Annotated in this window: 17 protein-coding genes, 1 other RNA gene and 1 riboswitch; of the genes, 8 read left to right on the forward strand and 10 right to left on the reverse strand. The window is 52.7% G+C overall.

Annotation, left to right across the window (positions count from 1 at the left end):
• Positions 1-33 precede the first annotated feature (33 nt).
• The 3 genes from ettA to R2103_RS14195 form a co-directional block, all read right to left on the reverse strand.
• Entirely contained in the window at positions 34-1698 is a 1665-nt protein-coding gene (gene ettA, locus R2103_RS14185; RefSeq protein ID WP_317532014.1) for an energy-dependent translational throttle protein EttA, read from the reverse strand.
• A 99-nt stretch (positions 1699-1797) separates the two neighbouring features.
• Complete coding sequence (locus R2103_RS14190; protein ID WP_317532015.1) at positions 1798-2025, reverse strand: DUF2835 domain-containing protein; 228 nt, start codon at positions 2023-2025, stop codon at positions 1798-1800.
• 25 nt (positions 2026-2050) lie between these two features.
• Positions 2051-2782 (reverse strand): pseudouridine synthase, encoded by a 732-nt coding sequence (locus R2103_RS14195; protein ID WP_317532016.1) that lies wholly within the window; start codon positions 2780-2782, stop codon positions 2051-2053.
• A gap of 107 nt (positions 2783-2889) precedes the next feature.
• Between R2103_RS14195 and R2103_RS14200 the strand changes: the two genes are divergently transcribed.
• Positions 2890-3342 (forward strand): rhodanese-like domain-containing protein, encoded by a 453-nt coding sequence (locus R2103_RS14200; protein WP_132428754.1) that lies wholly within the window; start codon positions 2890-2892, stop codon positions 3340-3342.
• A 49-nt stretch (positions 3343-3391) separates the two neighbouring features.
• Here R2103_RS14200 and R2103_RS14205 read toward each other — a convergent pair whose 3' ends face one another.
• The 3 genes from R2103_RS14205 to thiC form a co-directional block, all read right to left on the reverse strand.
• The gene (locus tag R2103_RS14205; protein WP_317532017.1) at positions 3392-3985 is read right to left on the reverse strand and encodes a CHRD domain-containing protein; all 594 of its coding nucleotides are present in this window, start codon (positions 3983-3985) and stop codon (positions 3392-3394) included.
• A 169-nt stretch (positions 3986-4154) separates the two neighbouring features.
• Positions 4155-4979, reverse strand: a complete 825-nt coding sequence (locus tag R2103_RS14210; RefSeq protein ID WP_317532018.1) for an undecaprenyl-diphosphate phosphatase — start codon at positions 4977-4979, stop codon at positions 4155-4157.
• A gap of 33 nt (positions 4980-5012) precedes the next feature.
• Positions 5013-6908 (reverse strand): phosphomethylpyrimidine synthase ThiC, encoded by a 1896-nt coding sequence (gene thiC, locus R2103_RS14215; protein WP_317532019.1) that lies wholly within the window; start codon positions 6906-6908, stop codon positions 5013-5015.
• A gap of 35 nt (positions 6909-6943) precedes the next feature.
• A riboswitch (TPP riboswitch) is annotated at positions 6944-7050 on the reverse strand.
• A gap of 64 nt (positions 7051-7114) precedes the next feature.
• On the opposite strand from thiC, the gene R2103_RS14220 reads away from it, so the two are divergent.
• From R2103_RS14220 to folK, 5 genes are all read left to right on the forward strand, one after another.
• On the forward strand, positions 7115-7768 hold the full coding sequence (locus R2103_RS14220; RefSeq protein ID WP_317532020.1) for a protein-L-isoaspartate O-methyltransferase: 654 nt from the start codon (positions 7115-7117) through the stop codon (positions 7766-7768).
• 88 nt (positions 7769-7856) lie between these two features.
• On the forward strand, positions 7857-9206 hold the full coding sequence (locus R2103_RS14225; RefSeq protein ID WP_317532021.1) for a TolC family outer membrane protein: 1350 nt from the start codon (positions 7857-7859) through the stop codon (positions 9204-9206).
• Between the two features lie 47 nt (positions 9207-9253).
• Positions 9254-9554, forward strand: an RNA gene (gene rnpB, locus R2103_RS14230) — RNase P RNA component class A.
• Positions 9555-9633: 79 nt separating this feature from the next.
• Positions 9634-11022, forward strand: coding sequence for a polynucleotide adenylyltransferase PcnB (pcnB, locus tag R2103_RS14235; protein WP_317532022.1), 1389 nt, complete (start codon positions 9634-9636; stop codon positions 11020-11022).
• Between the two features lie 12 nt (positions 11023-11034).
• On the forward strand, positions 11035-11535 hold the full coding sequence (folK, locus tag R2103_RS14240; protein ID WP_317532023.1) for a 2-amino-4-hydroxy-6-hydroxymethyldihydropteridine diphosphokinase: 501 nt from the start codon (positions 11035-11037) through the stop codon (positions 11533-11535).
• An 8-nt stretch (positions 11536-11543) separates the two neighbouring features.
• Here the strand turns inward: folK and R2103_RS14245 are convergent, their stop codons facing one another.
• Genes R2103_RS14245 through R2103_RS14260 form a run of 4 tightly spaced genes read right to left on the reverse strand, consistent with a single transcriptional unit; the run spans position 11544 to position 16286 of the window.
• A complete protein-coding gene (locus R2103_RS14245) occupies positions 11544-13727 on the reverse strand; it encodes a peptidase domain-containing ABC transporter (protein WP_317532024.1) in 2184 nt (727 codons plus the stop codon).
• 10 nt (positions 13728-13737) lie between these two features.
• Positions 13738-14985, reverse strand: coding sequence for an HlyD family secretion protein (locus tag R2103_RS14250; RefSeq protein ID WP_317532025.1), 1248 nt, complete (start codon positions 14983-14985; stop codon positions 13738-13740).
• Positions 14986-15002: 17 nt separating this feature from the next.
• Positions 15003-16061: a radical SAM protein gene (locus tag R2103_RS14255; RefSeq protein ID WP_317532026.1), complete on the reverse strand. Its 1059-nt coding sequence runs from the start codon at positions 16059-16061 to the stop codon at positions 15003-15005.
• Between the two features lie 24 nt (positions 16062-16085).
• The gene (locus R2103_RS14260) at positions 16086-16286 is read right to left on the reverse strand and encodes a hypothetical protein (protein ID WP_317532027.1); all 201 of its coding nucleotides are present in this window, start codon (positions 16284-16286) and stop codon (positions 16086-16088) included.
• A 279-nt stretch (positions 16287-16565) separates the two neighbouring features.
• On the opposite strand from R2103_RS14260, the gene panB reads away from it, so the two are divergent.
• Positions 16566-17357, forward strand: coding sequence for a 3-methyl-2-oxobutanoate hydroxymethyltransferase (gene panB, locus R2103_RS14265; protein WP_317532028.1), 792 nt, complete (start codon positions 16566-16568; stop codon positions 17355-17357).
• A 13-nt stretch (positions 17358-17370) separates the two neighbouring features.
• The gene (gene panC / locus R2103_RS14270; RefSeq protein WP_317532029.1) at positions 17371-18216 is read left to right on the forward strand and encodes a pantoate--beta-alanine ligase; all 846 of its coding nucleotides are present in this window, start codon (positions 17371-17373) and stop codon (positions 18214-18216) included.
• The last annotated feature ends 54 nt before the right edge of the window (positions 18217-18270 follow it).

Genomic DNA, 18270 nt, shown 5'->3' on the forward strand with positions numbered 1-18270 from the left:
CCTCACATCAAAAAATTCGGTAATTGTTCGGATTTACCTGCTAATCGGCTTATACCGTATCCGCTTCGGTTTCGCACCTTCCTCACCTAAACGTTTTTTCTTATCGGCTTCGTATTCCTGGTAGTTGCCGTTGAAGAAGGTCCATTGCGAGTCGCCTTCGGCGGCGAGGATGTGGGTGGCGATACGGTCGAGGAACCAGCGGTCGTGCGAGATGACCAGCACGCAACCGGCGAATTCGAGCAGGGCGTCTTCCAAGGCGCGTAGCGTTTCCACGTCGAGGTCGTTGGACGGTTCGTCGAGCAGCAGCACGTTGCTGCCAGCAATCAAGGTTTGCGCCAGGTGCAAGCGGCCGCGTTCACCGCCGGAGAGCTGGCCGATGATTTTTTGCTGGTCGCTGCCTTTGAAGTTGAAACGGCCCAGATATGCGCGCGCCGGGGTGGTGTACTTGCCGACTACCAGCAGATCGTTGCCGCCGGAAATGGCGTCGAATACGGTTTTGTCGTTTTCCAGTGAGTCACGCGCTTGATCGACGTGTGCAATCTGCACGGTATGGCCGATTTTCACCTCGCCAGAGTCGGCTTGTTCCTTGCCGGTAATCAACTTGAACAAGGTTGATTTACCCGCGCCGTTCGGGCCGATGATACCGACGATCGCGCCCGGTGGGATTTTGAAGCTGAGATTGTCGATCAGCAGACGGTCACCGTAGGACTTCGACACACCGTTAAACTCGATGACTTCATTACCGAGGCGCTCGCCGACCGGAATGAAAATTTCCTGCGTTTCGTTACGCTTTTGGTATTCCTGCGAATTGAGTTCTTCAAAACGAGCCAGCCGCGCCTTGGATTTGGCCTGGCGGCCTTTGGGATTTTGCCGCACCCATTCCAGTTCCTGCTTCATCGACTTCATGTGCGCGTCGATCTGTTTGTTTTCCTGCTCCAGGCGCGCTTCTTTTTGCTCCAGCCAGCTGGAGTAATTGCCTTTCCACGGGATACCGTGACCGCGGTCAAGCTCGAGAATCCATTCGGCGGCGTTGTCGAGGAAGTAGCGGTCATGGGTAACGGCGACGACAGTACCGGGAAAGCGCACCAGGAATTGCTCCAGCCATTCGACCGATTCGGCGTCCAAATGGTTGGTCGGCTCGTCGAGCAGCAACATGTCCGGTTTTTCCAGCAGCAATTTGCACAACGCCACGCGGCGTTTTTCCCCGCCGGACAAGTTTTTAACGACCGCCTCCCACGACGGCAGGCGCAGCGCATCGGCGGCGATTTCCATCTGGTGCTCGGTATCGCTGCCCGAAGTGGCGATGATCGCCTCCAGGCGCGCTTGCTCTTCCGCCAAGGCATCGAAATCGGCGCCTTCTTCGGCATACGCTGCGTACACTTCCTCCAGCTTCTTCTGTGCCTGCATCACTTCGCCCATGCCTTCCTCGACTTCCTGACGCACCGTGTGCTCGGGGTTCAGCTGCGGTTCCTGCGGCAGATAACCGATGCGGATATTCGGCAGGCGCTGCACTTCGCCGTCAAATTCCTTGTCGACACCGGCCATGATACGCAGCACGGTGGACTTGCCGGAGCCGTTCAAACCGAGCAGGCCGATTTTTGCACCGGGAAAAAAACTGAGCGATATATCCTTGATAATCTGACGTTTGGGTGGAACGATTTTGCTCACGCGGAGCATCGACATTACATATTGAGCCATGGGTTTAATCTTTGTTTGATATGAAAAAATTAAGAAACGAATAGACGGAGAGTTTAGCGCACGTCTCGCGGCAATGATAGCCAAATGGAAGGGATTTGCTCAACTGCCCATGCGCTTGATCGATACAAACTTATTGTTTTCGTCGAAAACCAATTCAAACGTGCCGTACACCCCGTTGTTCCGTACTACGGAGCGCAATACATTGGCCGGAAAATGAACGATGCGGCCATCGATTGTCTCGGCCGCCACGGTATCCACGGCACCTTCGTAGTAGTACAGCAGTTGATGCGCAGGAATTTTAAGCACAACGTGCAGGCATTGATGCATAAGCAGCCTCAATCAGGAAACACCATCAAAACTTCTCGCCATCCTCCAGATAGCGCCATTGACCCTCAGTCAAATTACCCAATTTGACTTTGCCTATGCGCACGCGCTTCAGGCCGGTCACTTTCAGATTGACCAGCTCGCACATGCGGCGGATCTGGCGTTTTTTGCCCTCGTGCAGGATAAAACGCAATTGATTCTGGTTTTGCCAGCTCACTTGCGCCGGTTTTAATGTCTGACCGTCCAGACTCAAGCCATGATTCAGCAATGCCAGTTTGGCCGGTGGTAAACCGCCGTCGACCCGTACCAGATATTCTTTTTCGATACTCGAGTTTTCGCCGATGAGCTGCTTGGCGATACGGCCATCCTGCGTCAGCACCAGCAAGCCCTGCGAATCGATATCGAGCCGCCCGGCCGGAGCCAGATTTTTTAAATGCGCGGGCTGAAAACGCTTGGCCGGTTGCTTGGGAATAAACTGATTTTCCGGTTTGATCAGCACCACGGCAGGCTGATAACCCGGCTCCGGCTGTCCCGACACATAACCGACCGGCTTGTTCAGCAGAATCGTGACCAAACCGGTTTGCTGCACTTGCGCGGCTTTGTTCAACGTGATTTTCTGCGTTGGATAAATTTTCGTGCCAAGCTCGGAAATCCGCACGCCATCGACAAATACCCAGCCCAGCTCAATGTACCGGTCCGCTTCACGGCGCGAACAAAGTCCTTGCTCGGACATCAGTTTGGATAAGCGGATTTTTTCCATGAAGCGCTATAATATTGGAAATTCGAGGAATGGAATGAAAAGTAGGCGTTACCGGTATTATAAAGGTAATCAATCGATCATTTTTAATAACATCGCTAGGATCATTTATGGAAACTACCGCAGCAATACTGGAAAAAGCGCAGCAACGCGCGCAAGAATTGGGGCTTCCCTACAAAGGCGCATTACTTCCGATGGAAGCTTACCGCGTGTTACAGGAACATACGCAAGCCCAATTGGTCGATGTGCGCTCGCGCGCCGAACTGGATTGGGTCGGCCGCATTCCCGGCGCGACGGAAATCGAATTGCGCTCATATCCCAATATGCAACCCAATCCAAACTTCCTGGATCAGCTCGCACAGCAAGTCGATAAAACACTGCCCGTACTGTTTATCTGCCGCAGCGGCGCGCGCTCAAACCAAGCGGCAGCAATGGCAACGGACATGGATTTTGCCGAGTGCTACAACATTCTCGAGGGATTTGAAGGCGATCGGGATGAACAGGGTCATCGCGGTACAGCATCCGGCTGGAAGGCCGCCGGTTTGCCGTGGGTGCAGAGTTAACTAAGTTTAAAAAACAAGAGTCTCATGAGAGACTCTTGTCAGTAATCATTTAAACGGTTTCACGTTTGGCGCGGCGTGCGAATAGTGTTAAAACTCCAAGACCGGCCAGCAATAATGCATAGCTTTCAGGTTCCGGCACAGGACTCAACAATCCGCGGATTTCGCCGCCCGGGAACAGATCGGTATGAACGTTCAGGTAAGCCTTTCCGGCATCAAGACCGGCGACCAAATCGTTGAAAGCGGTGCTTACCAAACCGCCGTGATTGGTAATAAACGCCGGGTTATAACTGGAAGCCAGCGCCATGTCGAAGGTATGATCGTACGAACCGGCTGTAATACCCAGAGGAAAACCGATAAAGGATGGCACTTGGGTTGCAGCACCAACATTGGTTCCCGGATCCGTGCAGCAGTGGATGTGCGCTGCCGTCACATTTCCCAGCAGATCGCTGAAATTGGTCTCGACCCGCATCGTCACTAAGTCAAAATCGATCGTAATCAGCACCGAACCGGTGGCAGGTGACGCATTTGCAGGTACTTCGCTGCTGCCGAGCAAAGACGCGCCATATTTCGCCTCGTGTGCCGCAACCGGTAATGTTGTGCTAGCAAAAACAAAGAAGCCTAAGAGTAGTTTATTGATATTCATGATTTGTCCCTCCAAGTTATAGGAAAAAACATATTTTCCCGCGAGCAAATGTACTGAAAGACAAATAGGCCGTCAAACGAATTGTCGGGTGATATCAATATCGCCGGACTGGTGCTCGATGAGAGGAAACAAAAGAATTTAACCGGCTAATTCTAAGAATGAATTGTACTCACATCTCCGACCAGCCGATCACACCGGTATACGCCGTGACCAAAATCACGATGCCAAACACGATCCGGTACCAGGCAAAAATGGTGAAGTCGTGATTGCTGACGAAACGCAGCAATCCGCGCACAGCAATTAAAGCGCTTAAAAAGGCCGCGGCAAAGCCCGCCGCGATCAGACCCAAATCGTTCCCATCGAGCAATTCGCGGTTCTTGAATAAATCGTAAAAAGTAGCGGCGAACATGGTGGGAATCGCCAGGAAAAAAGAAAACTCGGCCGCAGCTTTGCGCGACAAACCGAAAAACAAGCCGCCGATGATCGTAGCACCCGAACGCGAAGTGCCCGGAATTAACGCTAGGCATTGCGCCAGACCGATCTTCAGCGCATGTTTCCAATCCATATCATCGACTTGCTCGACCTCGATCACATGCTCCCTGCGTTCCGCCCATAAAATCAGTAAGCCACCGATAATCAGAGCGGTAGCCACAGGAATGGGGTGAAACAAATAGAATTTGATGATTTTGATGAACAACAAACCCATCACCGCAGCCGGCAGGAATGCGATCAACAGGTTAAGAACAAAGCGGTTCGCCGCCGCACTGCTGCCAATGCCACGAACCACGTCGATCACTTTGGCACGGTATTCCCAGCAAACTGCCAGAATAGCGCCCAACTGGATCGCAATGGTGAACACCTTGGCGCGTTCGTCGTTGAAATCGAGCAAATCGCCAATCAGAATCAAATGGCCGGTCGATGAAACCGGCAAAAATTCGGTCAATCCCTCAACAACGCCGAGGATCAACGCTTTTAGCAGTAGAGCCAAATCCATAGCGTTTTTGTTATTTCTTTATAAAATTAAAAATCACAACTTGCTGTAGATCTCAGCACCCTTTTCCTTGAATTCCGCCGATTTCTGCGCCATGCCCACTGTCAGTGCTTCAGCTTCTGCAACGCCCTGGTTAGCGGCATAGTCGCGCACATCCTGGGTGATTTTCATCGAGCAGAAATGCGGGCCGCACATCGAGCAGAAATGCGCCACCTTAGCGCCATCCTGCGGCAGGGTTTCATCGTGGAATTGTTGTGCTTTGTCCGGATCGAGACTCAGATTGAATTGGTCTTCCCAACGGAACTCAAATCGCGCTTTCGATAGTGCGTTGTCACGGATTTGCGCGCCGGGGTGGCCTTTCGCCAGATCGGCGGCATGCGCGGCAATCTTGTACGTGATGATGCCGTCTTTGACATCGTCCTTGTCCGGCAATCCGAGGTGTTCTTTCGGCGTCACGTAACACAGCATCGCCGTGCCATACCAGCCGATCATCGCCGCACCGATCGCTGAGGTGATGTGATCGTAACCCGGCGCGATGTCGGTGGTCAGCGGCCCAAGGGTATAGAAAGGCGCTTCGTCGCAGTACTTTAATTGCAGATCCATGTTTTCCTTGATCAGGTGCATCGGCACATGACCGGGGCCTTCGATCATAGTTTGCACATCGTGTTTCCAAGCAATTTTCGTTAATTCGCCGAGCGTTCTCAGTTCGGCAAACTGCGCTTCGTCGTTGGCGTCGTAAATCGAGCCGGGGCGCAAACCGTCGCCGAGTGAGAAGCTGACGTCGTACGCTTTCATGATCTCGCAAATTTCCTCGAAATGCGTGTACAGGAAGCTTTCCTTATGATGCGCCAGACACCATTTCGCCATGATCGAGCCGCCGCGCGACACGATGCCGGTCATGCGTTTCGCAGTCATCGGTACGTACGCCAGACGCACACCGGCATGGATGGTAAAGTAATCGACACCCTGTTCGGCTTGTTCGATCAGCGTGTCGCGGAAGATTTCCCAAGTCAGTTCTTCCGACTTGCCGTCGACTTTTTCCAGCGCCTGATAAATCGGCACCGTGCCGATCGGCACCGGGCTGTTGCGGATGATCCATTCGCGCGTTTCATGAATGTTTTTGCCGGTGGACAAATCCATCACGGTATCGCCGCCCCAGCGAATCGCCCAGGTCATTTTTTCCACTTCTTCCTGAATGCTCGAACCGAGCGCAGAATTACCGATATTGGCGTTGATCTTGACCAGAAAATTGCGACCGATGATCATCGGTTCCGATTCCGGGTGGTTGATATTGGCGGGGATGATGGCGCGCCCGCGCGCCACTTCGTCGCGCACAAACTCCGGCGTGATCATTTTCGGCAGCGACGCGCCGAAATCCTGCCCCGGATGCTGGCGCGTCAGTAATTCATGATGCTGCGCGTTAAACGTATCGATACGCTGATTCTCCCGGATGGCGATATATTCCATTTCCGGTGTGATGATGCCACGGCGCGCATAGTGCATTTGCGAAACATTGGCACCCGATTTGGCGCGGCGCGGCTGGCGCTGCAAATTGAAGCGCATGTCGGCCAGTTTCGGATCGTGCAAACGCGCCTGGCCGTAGCTCGAACTAAGACCGGGCATGATTTCGGTATCATTGCGCTCAGTAATCCATGGCTCGCGCAACGCTGGCAATCCGGAACGGATGTCGATTTTCACCGCAGGATCGGTATATGGGCCGGAAGTATCGTACACCCAGATTGGCGGATTTTTTTCGCCGCCCGAACTGGTATGCGTGTCGGTCTGCGAAATTTCACGCATTGGCACGCGGATATCGGGGCGCGAGCCTTGCACGTAGATTTTGCGGGAATTCGGCAGCGGCTTGATAGCGGCTTCGTCGACTTGCGCAGTGGCGCTGGAAAAACTTTTTTGGTTTAAAACTGTAATGCTCATAAAATGCTCCTTAATAGAAATGCCATAAAGAGCGGGAGGATGAATCCCAGCTTCCCTACGGCGGCATTATCCGCGTCAGGTAATAAGGGACTTTCTCACCAAATTATCAGAGAATTCTGAAAACGGACCCCTAGCTGATGCTGTGAAGCTAATGGAAATGTGAAATAATTGCAAGCCTTATGTCAATTTAAGAATACGGAATAGAAATGGACCTTGAACAAACCCGGTTTAACATGGTAGCGCAGCAAATCCGCACATGGTATGTATTGGATGATAACGTGCTGGATCTGCTGTACAAAGTAAAACGTGAAGAATTCGTGCCGGCGGACAATCGCGCCGCCGCTTTTGTCGATATGGAAATTCCGCTTGGTTACGGCCAAGTCATGCTGACGCCGAAAATGGAAGCGCGCATCCTGCAGGAACTTCACATTAAAAAAACCGACAAAATTCTCGAGGTCGGCAGCGGCAGCGGTTACATGACTGCGTTATTGGCCGATCAGGGCGCGCATGTCTACAGCGTCGAAATCATACCCGAACTGAAAGCGATGGCGGAAAACAATCTGAAAGCGCACAACATCACCAATGTCACCATCGAGCAAGGCGATGCCGCACGGGGCTGGGTTAAGCATGAGCCGTACGATGTCATTGTGTTAACTGCATCGACCCCGGTTTTACCGGCTGCTTTTCAAAACAGCCTGAATCCCGGCGGACGTATGTTTGCGATTGTCGGCGAAGATCCCGTCATGGAAGCATTATTGATTACCTGCGTGGCTCCCGGTGAATTCACCACCGAACAATTATTTGAAACCAGCACGGTAGCACTCGTGAATGCCCAGCAACCCGCAAGGTTCAGCTTTTGAGTATCACAGCATTGACGCGCGTCATTGGCCACAGCAATCAACCTATAGCTGAAGTATCACCGGCTCCGGGCAATTGCCGGAAATCGCTATGAAATTTATGCCATTCGTTTGGGTTGCCTGCATCGGGATGCTATCGCATGCCACGCTGCAAGCCGCCGACCTGATGAATATTTATCAGGAAGCATTAACACAAGACGCCCAGTTCAAGTCTGCGCGAGCCGCCTATGAAGCGGCTCAGGAAAAAATACCGCAAGGCAGGGCCGGTTTTTTACCGAACATTACTTTGTCAGGCACGCGCCAAGTGCAGGAAGTTGATGCCGGAAAAATCGTCAGTTCGACAACCGGATTGGCTGTGAATCCTGGCGCCAATATCGTTCAAAGCGGCGGGATTACGATCTCGGCAACGCAACCGATATTCCGCATGCAGAATATCGTCATTTACCAGCAGGCAAAAATCGAAGTCAGCAAAGCGGAGTCACAATTCATCACTGCTGGGCAAGACCTCATTTTGCGCGTAGCGCAAGCATATTTCGACGTACTGGACGCGCAAATCGATATCGAAGTCAACGAAACGCAGAAAAATGCCATCCTGAGACAACTCGAGCAAGCCAAGCGTAACTTTGAAGTGGGCGTTTCGACCATCGTCGATACCAATGAAGCGCAAGCGCGTTATGACTTGACGCTGTCGCAGGAAATCGCCGCGCGCAATGCATTGGAAATCAAAAAGCGCGCGTTGCAAGGCATTATTGACCGCCTCCCGGAGAATCTCTCCGGCGCCAGGGAAATTGCCAACAACCTGGCCACTTTGAAATACGGCAGCATGGATGAATGGGTGCGCACTGCGGAAGAAAAAAACTTTACCTTGAAAGCGCAGCAGGCTGCGTATGAATCAGCGCACCAAAACGTAAAAAGAATCTGGGCGCAACATTACCCAACCTTGGATCTGGTCGCGCAATACAGCAATCAAATCGGCGTCGGCGCAGCGGTTACCGGGCGCGGCATCGATCTCACCTCGCAATCCATCGGTTTACAACTCAACGTGCCTTTATTCCAGGGTTTTTCGGTGCAATCCCAGGTACGCGAGGCGATGGCGCTGCAAAATAAAGCCTTGCACGACCTGGAAAACACCCGGCGCAACATTACGATACAAACGCGTCAGCAGTATCTGAACGTCACCAATGGCATTGCACAGGTCAAAGCGCTCAAGCAAGCTTTGGTTTCGAGCCAAAGCCAGTTAGATTCGACCATACTCGGCCAGCAAGTCGGGGTTAGAACCGAAGTCGATGTACTCAATGCCCAGCAGCAACTGTACGCCGCCAAGCGCGATCTGGCCAAGGCCTACCACAGCTACCTGATGTCCCGCTTACGCCTGAGCGCGGAAGCCGGTGAATTGGACGAAGATACGTTAATACAAATTAACGCCATGCTGATCAAGTAACGGACAATCTTCCAACGGCCAATCCGGCTAGTGATAGAATAGCCGCCGAAGCTGGCCAGACAGTCGCCGCCTGTTGTTCTTTTTGAACGCAGGGGGAGGAAAGTCCGGGCTCCATAGAGCAGGATGACGGTTAACGGCCGTCCGCCGTGAGGCGAGGAATAGGGCCACAGAGACGAGCGTATTCAGTTACGGTGAAACGCGGTAACCTCCATCCGGAGCAAGACCAAATAGGCAGGCGATGATGTTGCTCGCAGAGCCTGCGGGTAGGTTGCTTGAATGCACGGGTAACCGTGCGTCTAGAGGAATGACTGTCCACGACAGAACCCGGCTTACCGGCTGGCTTCACAAAATTTTAATGAGATTGACCCGAATTGAATTCTAGCCATCATGCAAAACACAATGAGCGCTTGATACTTTACGTTTAGCAATGATCCGTAAATTTCTCCGCAAGGTATTCACCCGCAAAGCGCCCGCTGCCGAATCGATCGCAACGCTGAGTATCATTCCACACAAGCGCCACGGCATCCGGCGTAACCAAATTAATCCGTGCGCGTTAAAAGTCGCCACCACCCTGCAGCAGGGCGGGTTTTCCGCCTATATCGTCGGGGGCGCGGTGCGTGACTTGCTGTTGGGTTTGATACCGAAAGATTTCGATGTCGCAACCAACGCAACCCCGGAAGAAATCCATAAGCTATTTCGCCGTTCACGCATCATCGGGCGCCGTTTTCGCCTGGTTCATGTGATGTGCGGTATGGAAACAGTGGAAGTGTCGACTTTCCGCGGACCTTCACCGGACGATGAGGAAGATTCCACAGCAATCCCGTTGACCGACCAGCATGGCCGTTTGTTGCAGGATAATGTTTTCGGTAGCCAGGAAGAAGATGCGGTACGCCGCGATTTCACGGTCAATGCGCTGTTTTACGATCCGATCAAGGAAGAAATTCTGGATTATCTGGACGGCTTCGACGACATTAAAGCCAAAAAGCTGCGCATTATCGGCGATCCGGAGCAGCGCTACCGCGAAGACCCTGTGCGTATGTTACGCGCGGTGCGGTTAGGATCGAAACTGGATATGCAAATCGACGCGGAAACCGCCAAACCGATCGGCGATCTGGCGCCATTGCTGCAAAATGTTCCGCCATCGCGCTTGTTTGATGAAATGCTGAAGCTGTTACTGTCCGGGCACTCGTTGTCTTGCGTGGTCGAATTGCGCGCACGTGGGTTACACCACGGCCTTTTGCCGATGCTCGATGTGATCCTGGAACAACCGCTCGGTGAGCGTTTTATCACCATCGCGCTGAAAAATACCGACGAACGGATCGGGCAAAACAAACCCGTGTCACCCGGATTTCTGTTTGCCATATTGCTATGGCACGAAGTGCTAGCAAACTGGAACACCTTGAAAGCATCCGGCGAAAAACCCATGCCCGCTTTGTTTAAGGCGATGGACCAAATTCTTGCGCGGCAACACAAGAACCTGGCAATTCCGCGCCGCTTTGACGCGGTAATACAGGAAATATGGTCGATGCAGCCGCGCTTTGAAGCGCGGAGCGGCCGTCAACCGTTCCGCTTACTCGCCCATCCGCGTTTTCGCGCAGCTTACGATTTCATGCAACTGCGCTGCGAAAGCGGTGAATTGAGCGCGGAGCTGGGCGAATGGTGGAAAACTTTTCTGGCCGTAGATAGCGAAGAACGGGAAAAAATGCTGCCCAAGCAAACATCCGGTAAAAAACCCCGGAAAAGACGCAGCCGCAAAAAATCTTCGTCCAGTTCCGCTGCTCCGCCCGGCAGCGCAACGGATCAGGAAAACTCTTAATCCACTCCCTTCATGCATAAAAAACCGAGCCGGGCCTTTATCGCTTTGGGCAGCAATCTGGAAAACCCTGTTCTTCAGATTCAACGGGCATTTGACGAATTGAAACAACTGCCCGGCACCCGTTTGATTAGCTGCTCATCGCTGTACCGAAGCGCCCCGGTGGGAAGGTTGGATCAGCCTGACTTTATCAATGCGGTCGCCTTGATTGAAACCCAGCTTACGCCGCATGATCTGCTCAATGCATTGCTGGCCATCGAGCAGCGCCACGGGCGCATACGCGAATCACTCAATGCGCCGCGAACGCTTGATCTCGACGTTCTGTTGTACGATACGCTGCAATACCAGGATGCCGATCTGATCATCCCTCACCCGCGCATGACGCAGCGTGCCTTTGTGTTAAAACCGTTGTTTGAGATTGCACCGGATTGCGATATTCCGGGTCACGGGCCCATTGCGCCGCTGCTTGCGGCGTGTCACGGACAACAACTGGAACAAATGAAGGAATCGCCCTAACCCGGCTTTTAACCTGCAACGGCAACCGGCCGCTCTGCCGGGGAATTAACAGCAGGGTCGAGTTCCAGTATTTGCGCCGATGTTTGGCTTGGCGCATCGCTGATAATTTTTCCACCCTCCAGCACAATGACTCTGTCCGCACTGGCGATCGTTTCGGGACGATGCGCAACGATGATGCGCGTCAGCTTCAGCGCACGGATCGCTTCATTGACGCTGTGCTCACGCGCGATATCGAGATGGCTGGTGGCTTCGTCAAGAAAAAGAATGCCGGGCTGGCGGTAAAGCGCCCGGGCCAGTAATAGCCGTTGTTTCTGTCCACCGGACAAAACCGCGCCCATATCGCCGACTAATGTATTGTATTGCATCGGCATCGCGGTAATGTCGTCGTGGATTGACGCCAGCCGGGCGCTTGCTTCGATACGGCTGTAATCCGCTTGCGGAGCAAAAAAGCAAATGTTTTCCGCGATGGAACCGGCAAACAATTGATCATCCTGCATGACGCTAGCAACCGCATTGCGGTACCGCTCAACCCCAAAATGGCTCAGCGGAACGCCATCCACTTCGATACTTCCGCCGCTCGGCTGCAACAGTCCCAGCATCAATTTAACCAAGGTCGTTTTGCCGCAACCCGACGGGCCTACGATGGCGACCGACTCACCCGCTTGGATATTGAAGCTGACATCGTGCAGCACCAGCGGATCGGTTTCCGCATGACGGAAGGCCAGATGTTTCACTTCGATCCGGCCGGCAAGCGGCGCTGCCGTGATACTTCCCGATTCATCAGGCGGTTCTGTGGGGGTCAGTGCAATGTCCCCGGCACGTTCCGTGTGCAACCCCAGCATGCGCAATTCCAGGCCCTTTTCAATCAAGCCTGCGACACGCTGCACAAATTGCGTTTTATACGCGATGAAAGCAAACAGCATTCCGATCGAAAAACCGCTGCCGTTCGCACTATCCAGCACCAGCATGGCACCGAACCAAATGGTGATGACATTCTCCACGCCGAACAGCAGACCATTGAGTCCCTGATACAAAATGCCCAGACGCTGAGTCCGGATACCGGCATTGAACTGATCGACCGTCAGATTTTGCCACGCCGCCGTGCGCGGCGATTCATGCGCGTGCAGCTTAATGCTCTGCATACCGCGGATCGTCTCCAGAAAATGACTCTGTTGTTTGGCGCTACGGACAATATGTTCTTCGGTGGCCAGACGAAACGGACGGTATAACGCAAACCGCAGCAAGGCATAAACCACGGCGGCAATCAGCGCGATCAAGGCCAGTTTGATACTGTAAAAAAGCATCATGCCGAGCGTGACCATAGCCATCACCCCATCGATCAATGCCTCCAGAAATCCGGTCGTCAGGGTCCGTTGTATGACATTGAGCGAATCGAAACGCGACACGATATCGCCGACGTGACGTTTGTCAAACCAGCTCATGGGCAGGCGGATCAAATGACGAAACAAGTTCGTGATCATCTGCAAATTGAGCGTTGTTCCAAGCACCATCAGCACCCAGGCGCGCAATGCTGTCACACCCGCTTGCACCACGGCGAACAACAGAAACCCAATTCCCAGCACGGTGACGAGATCGTAATCTTGCGCCACCAGCGCCTGATCGACAATCCACTGCATATAGAAAGGCGCCAGGATGGCAAAAAGCTGTAATACCAGCGCGAGCACCAGAATCTGCGTAACCGTCCCGCCCAATCCTTGCAAACGGCCGATCAGCGTGGTCAGTTTTACCTTGCGCGTATCGTCGCGCGCTGTGAATTCACTGGTAGGCATCAGCTCCAACGCGACCCCGGTAAAATGCTTGGAGAACTCCGCTAACGCCAATTCACGTTCACCGGCGGCCGGATCGTGCAGCGTCACGCGGTTTCCTTGAACGCGGGTCAATACCACAAAATGACTGAAATCCCAATGCAGCACGCAAGGCAGCTTCAGTTCCGGCAAATGTTGCAGATCCAGCCGCAAGGGACGGGGGGTGAATTTGAGTTGACCGGCAATTTTCATCAAATCGGCGAGTGTCGATCCGCGTAATGAGATGGGATAGCGTGTCCGCAAAGTCGCCAGATCGATACGATGGCCATGATAACTGGCAATCATGGCCAAGCACGCCAAACCGCATTCCGCCGCTTCGGTTTGCAGAATAACCGGGGTTTTGTGGCGTAAGGAAAAATTAAGCATGATCCGTCCTTTAAATCCGCCCGGTAATCGACAGCACCGGATCAAACACCCACTCAATCAACCGCCGCCGGTCGATATGAACATCCGCATCCAGCACCATACCCGCCTGCAATGGCATCGCCTGGCCGTACGCTTGCACCTGCTGCTGCGGCAAACGGACGGTGATGCGGTATACCGACTCCTGAATCGCTACCGGCAAACTGGATTCATCCGGTTGAATCACCGTGCGGCCGATTTCGACCACCTCACCCAGATGGTGCCCGAAGCGCTGATAGGGAAAAGCTTGATAGCGCAGGGAAACTTGCTGTTCCGGCTTAATAAATCCGGCGGCGCGCGTGGGCACCAATAACTGTGCTTGTAGCTCGGCGCCCGCGGGCAAAATCGATAGCAGCGGCATGGCCGGATTCACCATCTGCCCTACTTCAGCCAAAATGGTCGTAACCGTACCATTGGCCGGTGCAGTCAAAATAACGCTGCGGCGTGCATCGGCTTCCGTGAGTTGTTGCTCTAGCTCGGAGATTTGCCGTTCGATCGCGGCGGTATTATTGGCCTGTTTCAAACCGGAAGCCGATAATTCCACGCGCGCCGCGCTCAGCTCGCGATTCAGGCCGGTAATGCTACGTTTTAATTGCGCATGTTGATTACGCTGATCGATCAGCGCCTCCTGCTTTTCCTGTACGGCCGCATCGGAGACAAAATGCTCCGTCAGTAATTTTTCATAACGCGCCACCGTGCGTTCCGCATTCGCCACGCGACTGGCTTGAAGCGCCAATTGCGCCAAGGCTTCACGGATTTCCGTTTCCAATCCGCGGATCCGGCCGGCAATACTGCTGCCGGTCAGTACATCGATTTGCTGCTGCTTGCCTTGCTCCTGCCGCAAACTATCGCGCCGCTGCTTAAGCTCCGCCAGCATCGCCGCCTGCGCTTCGCGCGTATTTGTCGTAGCACGTTCACTGGTAATCGTCAGCAACGCATCGCCTTGTTTGACCTGCTGACCTTCACTAACATGCTTCTCAAGCACGGTTCCGTTTTGCGGGGAAAAAACCCGGATCATGCCTTGTGTCGGCGACAAGTAACCCACCACATGTTCCTTGCGGGTATATTCCCCCCAGTATGCAAAACCGGCGATCGCGATGGCAAAAAGCGCGGCCGCCCAAACCAGCACACTGATCGCCGGAGACCGCGCAATCAAAACATCGCCATGCAAGCAGTTTTTCTGGTGAGATAAAGCTTCTGTACGAAAAAGGGCGCGCTTCATTGGATCAATCGATTTCGTTAAATATCGCTGTGCGCATGCGCGATATTCAATGGACCGCTCTTTTCGACGAGGTAAGGATAATTCGCTTCTTCCGCCCGTTTGCCGATCAGATTGTTCCAATCAAAAAAATAGGGTTTTGGCGCACGGGATATTTCATCGTAAACATCCCGGCAGAGCGAATAAAACGCTGGCAGGCGCTGTTCTTGCCAGTCTTTCAGCAACGTGTGCAACGGCGCCTGGGTTAGATTACCTATGGCAAAATCCCGCGCAAATCCGTATTGAATTGGACTGACAGTGGCGTCCGCCTCAATCACGACCGGAGAAACCAAATCGCCAAACCGTTTACTTTTGTGTTCGGCTACGGCACTGGCAAAAACCAGTTCCGGATGTTGTTTCACAGTTTCGCTCAATGCGAGATCGATTTGTACTCTCAACGCACTGTTATTGCTTTGCTGGGCAAGCAGCCAGGCATACGCGCTTTCCGTCGCATCCGGCGCGCTTCCTTGCAGCATCGTGGCGGCATTACCGACTTCCTCCAAGGGATGAATCTGGAGCAATTTTGCACCCTCGCTGATAGCAAAATCCCGGACCCAGTCGAGTTCGTTCAAATTGTATTGCGTCAATGTGAAAATAAAACCGAAATTCATATTCGCTGCGCGCAGCAGCGGTAAGCGCGCTTTCATGGTATCGAACGCCAGCTGCGAACCTCTGATACGGTTATGCGACTCAGGTATGCCGTCAATGCTGATCGCTAGCACATCGACGTTGCCGTGCAACAGCTCGATATTCGGCGCCGTCAGCAACATACCGTTGGAAGTCACGCTGGTGCGCATACCGCAGGTGTGGGCATGCTGTAATAATTGTGCCAATGGTTTATAAAGCAGCGGTTCACCACCGGAAAGACTGACAAAATTGAAACCTTCGTCGGCCGCATCCGAAATGGCCTCACACAAAAGATCAAGCGCAAGTGCGCCATGCGCTCGCGGTGAAGAAGAAGAATAGCAGTGGAGGCAACTTAGATTGCACTGCCGTGTCGGATGTATTTGCAAAATACGGGCTGATCCGGTTGGTCCCATTGCTATCTCCCTCTTGATGAGCTGTTAATGTCCGGCGCTGATCGTGTTAACGTGATAAATATCGACTGGGATACCCCTGATCAGCCAGGATGGAAAAGTGTTAAAATTAACTGCGCTGAAACCGGATAATCCACCCGCGATTTGACTGATTTCTTCCGGGGTTAAGCTCGCCATGGTTTGGCATTCGGCTTTCAGTTTTTCAGAACCGCTCATTTCATGAGACATGATTTTTCTCCTTTGAAGGGTTTAATAAACAATGCTAGGCGGATTGATCGATCCCAAAGTTGCGATTGAAATAAGGTTTTGACGCTGCCAAAAACCGCTGCCAATGCATTTATCAACCAATCCAGTTTCAAGATAACGTGATTGACTTGAAACCGCAGTGAGAAAAATCACAGCGGAATGCACATCCATTCCGGCTATTGGAACGTCTATTTGAAGCCAGCAAATACGTTATGATGATCCGGTAATGGCTAAATCTTTATCAGGTATTGATACAAAAACATGAGAATTACCCACCTTACCCTGCAAAAAATGGTTGAGAACCGTGAAAAATTCGCGGTACTGACTTGTTACGACGCGACTTTTGCAGCCGTACTGGAAAATGCCGGTGTAGACGTGTTATTGGTTGGCGACTCGTTGGGCAATGTACTGCACGGTAGTGACACCACTTTGGCCGTGACGCTCGAGGACATGATTTATCACACACGCTGTGTGGCGCGCGGCAGCAGCAAGGCGCTGATCGTCACGGATATGCCGTTCGGCAGTTATCAGATCTCGCCCGCGCAAGCGTTTGAGCATGCCGCCAGGATTATCGCCGCGGGTGCGCAGATGGTTAAGATCGAAGGCGGCCATCTCATGGCTGACACGATTCAATTCCTGACCCGGCGCGGTATCCCGGTGTGCGCGCATATCGGTCTGACGCCGCAATCCGTTCACCAGCTGGGCGGATATAAACTGCAGGGTAATACGGAGAAATCGGCGAAACAATTGCTCGATGACGCAAAAATGCTGGAAAAATCCGGCGCGAGTTTACTGGTGATGGAAGTGGTTCCGGCGAAACTAGCGAAAAAAATTACCCAAGCATTATCTATTCCGACCATCGGCATCGGCGCGGGCGCCGATTGCTCGGGCCAGGTGCTGGTACTGCACGACATGCTGGGGCTATCCCAAGGTAAAAAACCGCGCTTCATCAAAGACTTCATGCCGGGTGCCAAAAGCATACCCGAAGCAGTGGCGAATTATGTACAGGCTGTCAAAACCGGGCAGTTTCCTGCTAAAGAACACGAATTTTGATTGCCTGATCTGTATGAACATACTGACCGATATTGCCGCATTGCGTGACACGCTGCGCGATGAAAAAAATATTGCTTTCGTTCCAACCATGGGGAATCTGCACGAGGGTCATCTAGCGCTGATCGAACAAGCAAACCGGTTGTCCGGTTGCGTGGTGGTCAGTATTTTTGTCAACCGGCTGCAATTCTTGCCGCACGAAGATTTTGAGCGCTATCCGCGCACATTGGAAGAAGATTGCAGGGCGCTGTCCGTACTGAATGTCAAGACCGTTTTCGCGCCCAATGAAAAAATTCTTTTCCCAACACCGCAAGAATTCTTGTTAGCATTACCGCCTGTAGCAGATATCCTGGAAGGAAAATTCCGCCCGGGGTTTTTTCGTGGTGTTGCAACGATCGTATTGAAGCTATTCAATATTATTCAACCTGACCTGGCTGTATTCGGCAAAAAGGATTATCAGCAGTTGCATATAGTGCGTGAAATGGTGCGACAATTGAATTTACCCATTAATATTGTGGCCGGAGAAACGATCCGGTCTGCCGATGGATTGGCGCTCAGTTCGCGTAATCAGTATTTAAACGGCATACAACGGGCAGAAGCCTGCCACCTTTATCAGACGCTTTTACGCATCAAGCAGGAAATCATTTCCGGCTGCACCGATTTTCAGACACTACAACAGAACGCCAGCAACGCTTTACTCCAACGCGGCTGGAAAGTTGATTACATCAGCATCCATGAACGCAGTTCGCTGCTGCCAGCGCAGGCCCCGGACCGGGATTTGGTCGTTTTAGGGGCAGCCTGGCTCGGCAATACGCGATTAATCGATAACCTGGAAATTAAACAACCGATTTTTCTAAACTAACATTGCAGCATTATGACCGCCTTTCCAAACCAGACAGACGAAGAACAAAAAATG

It is taken from the genome of Nitrosomonas sp. Is24 (assembly GCF_033063335.1).
Taxonomy (GTDB): domain Bacteria; phylum Pseudomonadota; class Gammaproteobacteria; order Burkholderiales; family Nitrosomonadaceae; genus Nitrosomonas.

Excerpts from the sequence above, each read along its gene's own strand:
- R2103_RS14190 (WP_317532015.1), bottom strand. The coding sequence starts at position 2,025 with ATGCATCAATGCCTGCACGTTGTGCTTAAAATTCCTGCGCATCAACTG.
- R2103_RS14220 (WP_317532020.1), top strand. The coding sequence starts at position 7,115 with ATGGACCTTGAACAAACCCGGTTTAACATGGTAGCGCAGCAAATCCGC.
- R2103_RS14195 (WP_317532016.1), bottom strand. The coding sequence starts at position 2,782 with ATGGAAAAAATCCGCTTATCCAAACTGATGTCCGAGCAAGGACTTTGT.
- R2103_RS14260 (WP_317532027.1), bottom strand. The coding sequence starts at position 16,286 with ATGTCTCATGAAATGAGCGGTTCTGAAAAACTGAAAGCCGAATGCCAA.
- folK (WP_317532023.1), top strand. The coding sequence starts at position 11,035 with ATGCATAAAAAACCGAGCCGGGCCTTTATCGCTTTGGGCAGCAATCTG.
- panC (WP_317532029.1), top strand. The coding sequence starts at position 17,371 with ATGAACATACTGACCGATATTGCCGCATTGCGTGACACGCTGCGCGAT.
- R2103_RS14210 (WP_317532018.1), bottom strand. The coding sequence starts at position 4,979 with ATGGATTTGGCTCTACTGCTAAAAGCGTTGATCCTCGGCGTTGTTGAG.
- R2103_RS14200 (WP_132428754.1), top strand. The coding sequence starts at position 2,890 with ATGGAAACTACCGCAGCAATACTGGAAAAAGCGCAGCAACGCGCGCAA.
- ettA (WP_317532014.1), bottom strand. The coding sequence starts at position 1,698 with ATGGCTCAATATGTAATGTCGATGCTCCGCGTGAGCAAAATCGTTCCA.
- R2103_RS14255 (WP_317532026.1), bottom strand. The coding sequence starts at position 16,061 with ATGGGACCAACCGGATCAGCCCGTATTTTGCAAATACATCCGACACGG.
- R2103_RS14225 (WP_317532021.1), top strand. The coding sequence starts at position 7,857 with ATGAAATTTATGCCATTCGTTTGGGTTGCCTGCATCGGGATGCTATCG.
- R2103_RS14205 (WP_317532017.1), bottom strand. The coding sequence starts at position 3,985 with ATGAATATCAATAAACTACTCTTAGGCTTCTTTGTTTTTGCTAGCACA.
- R2103_RS14250 (WP_317532025.1), bottom strand. The coding sequence starts at position 14,985 with ATGAAGCGCGCCCTTTTTCGTACAGAAGCTTTATCTCACCAGAAAAAC.
- thiC (WP_317532019.1), bottom strand. The coding sequence starts at position 6,908 with ATGAGCATTACAGTTTTAAACCAAAAAAGTTTTTCCAGCGCCACTGCG.
- pcnB (WP_317532022.1), top strand. The coding sequence starts at position 9,634 with ATGATCCGTAAATTTCTCCGCAAGGTATTCACCCGCAAAGCGCCCGCT.
- R2103_RS14245 (WP_317532024.1), bottom strand. The coding sequence starts at position 13,727 with ATGCTTAATTTTTCCTTACGCCACAAAACCCCGGTTATTCTGCAAACC.
- panB (WP_317532028.1), top strand. The coding sequence starts at position 16,566 with ATGAGAATTACCCACCTTACCCTGCAAAAAATGGTTGAGAACCGTGAA.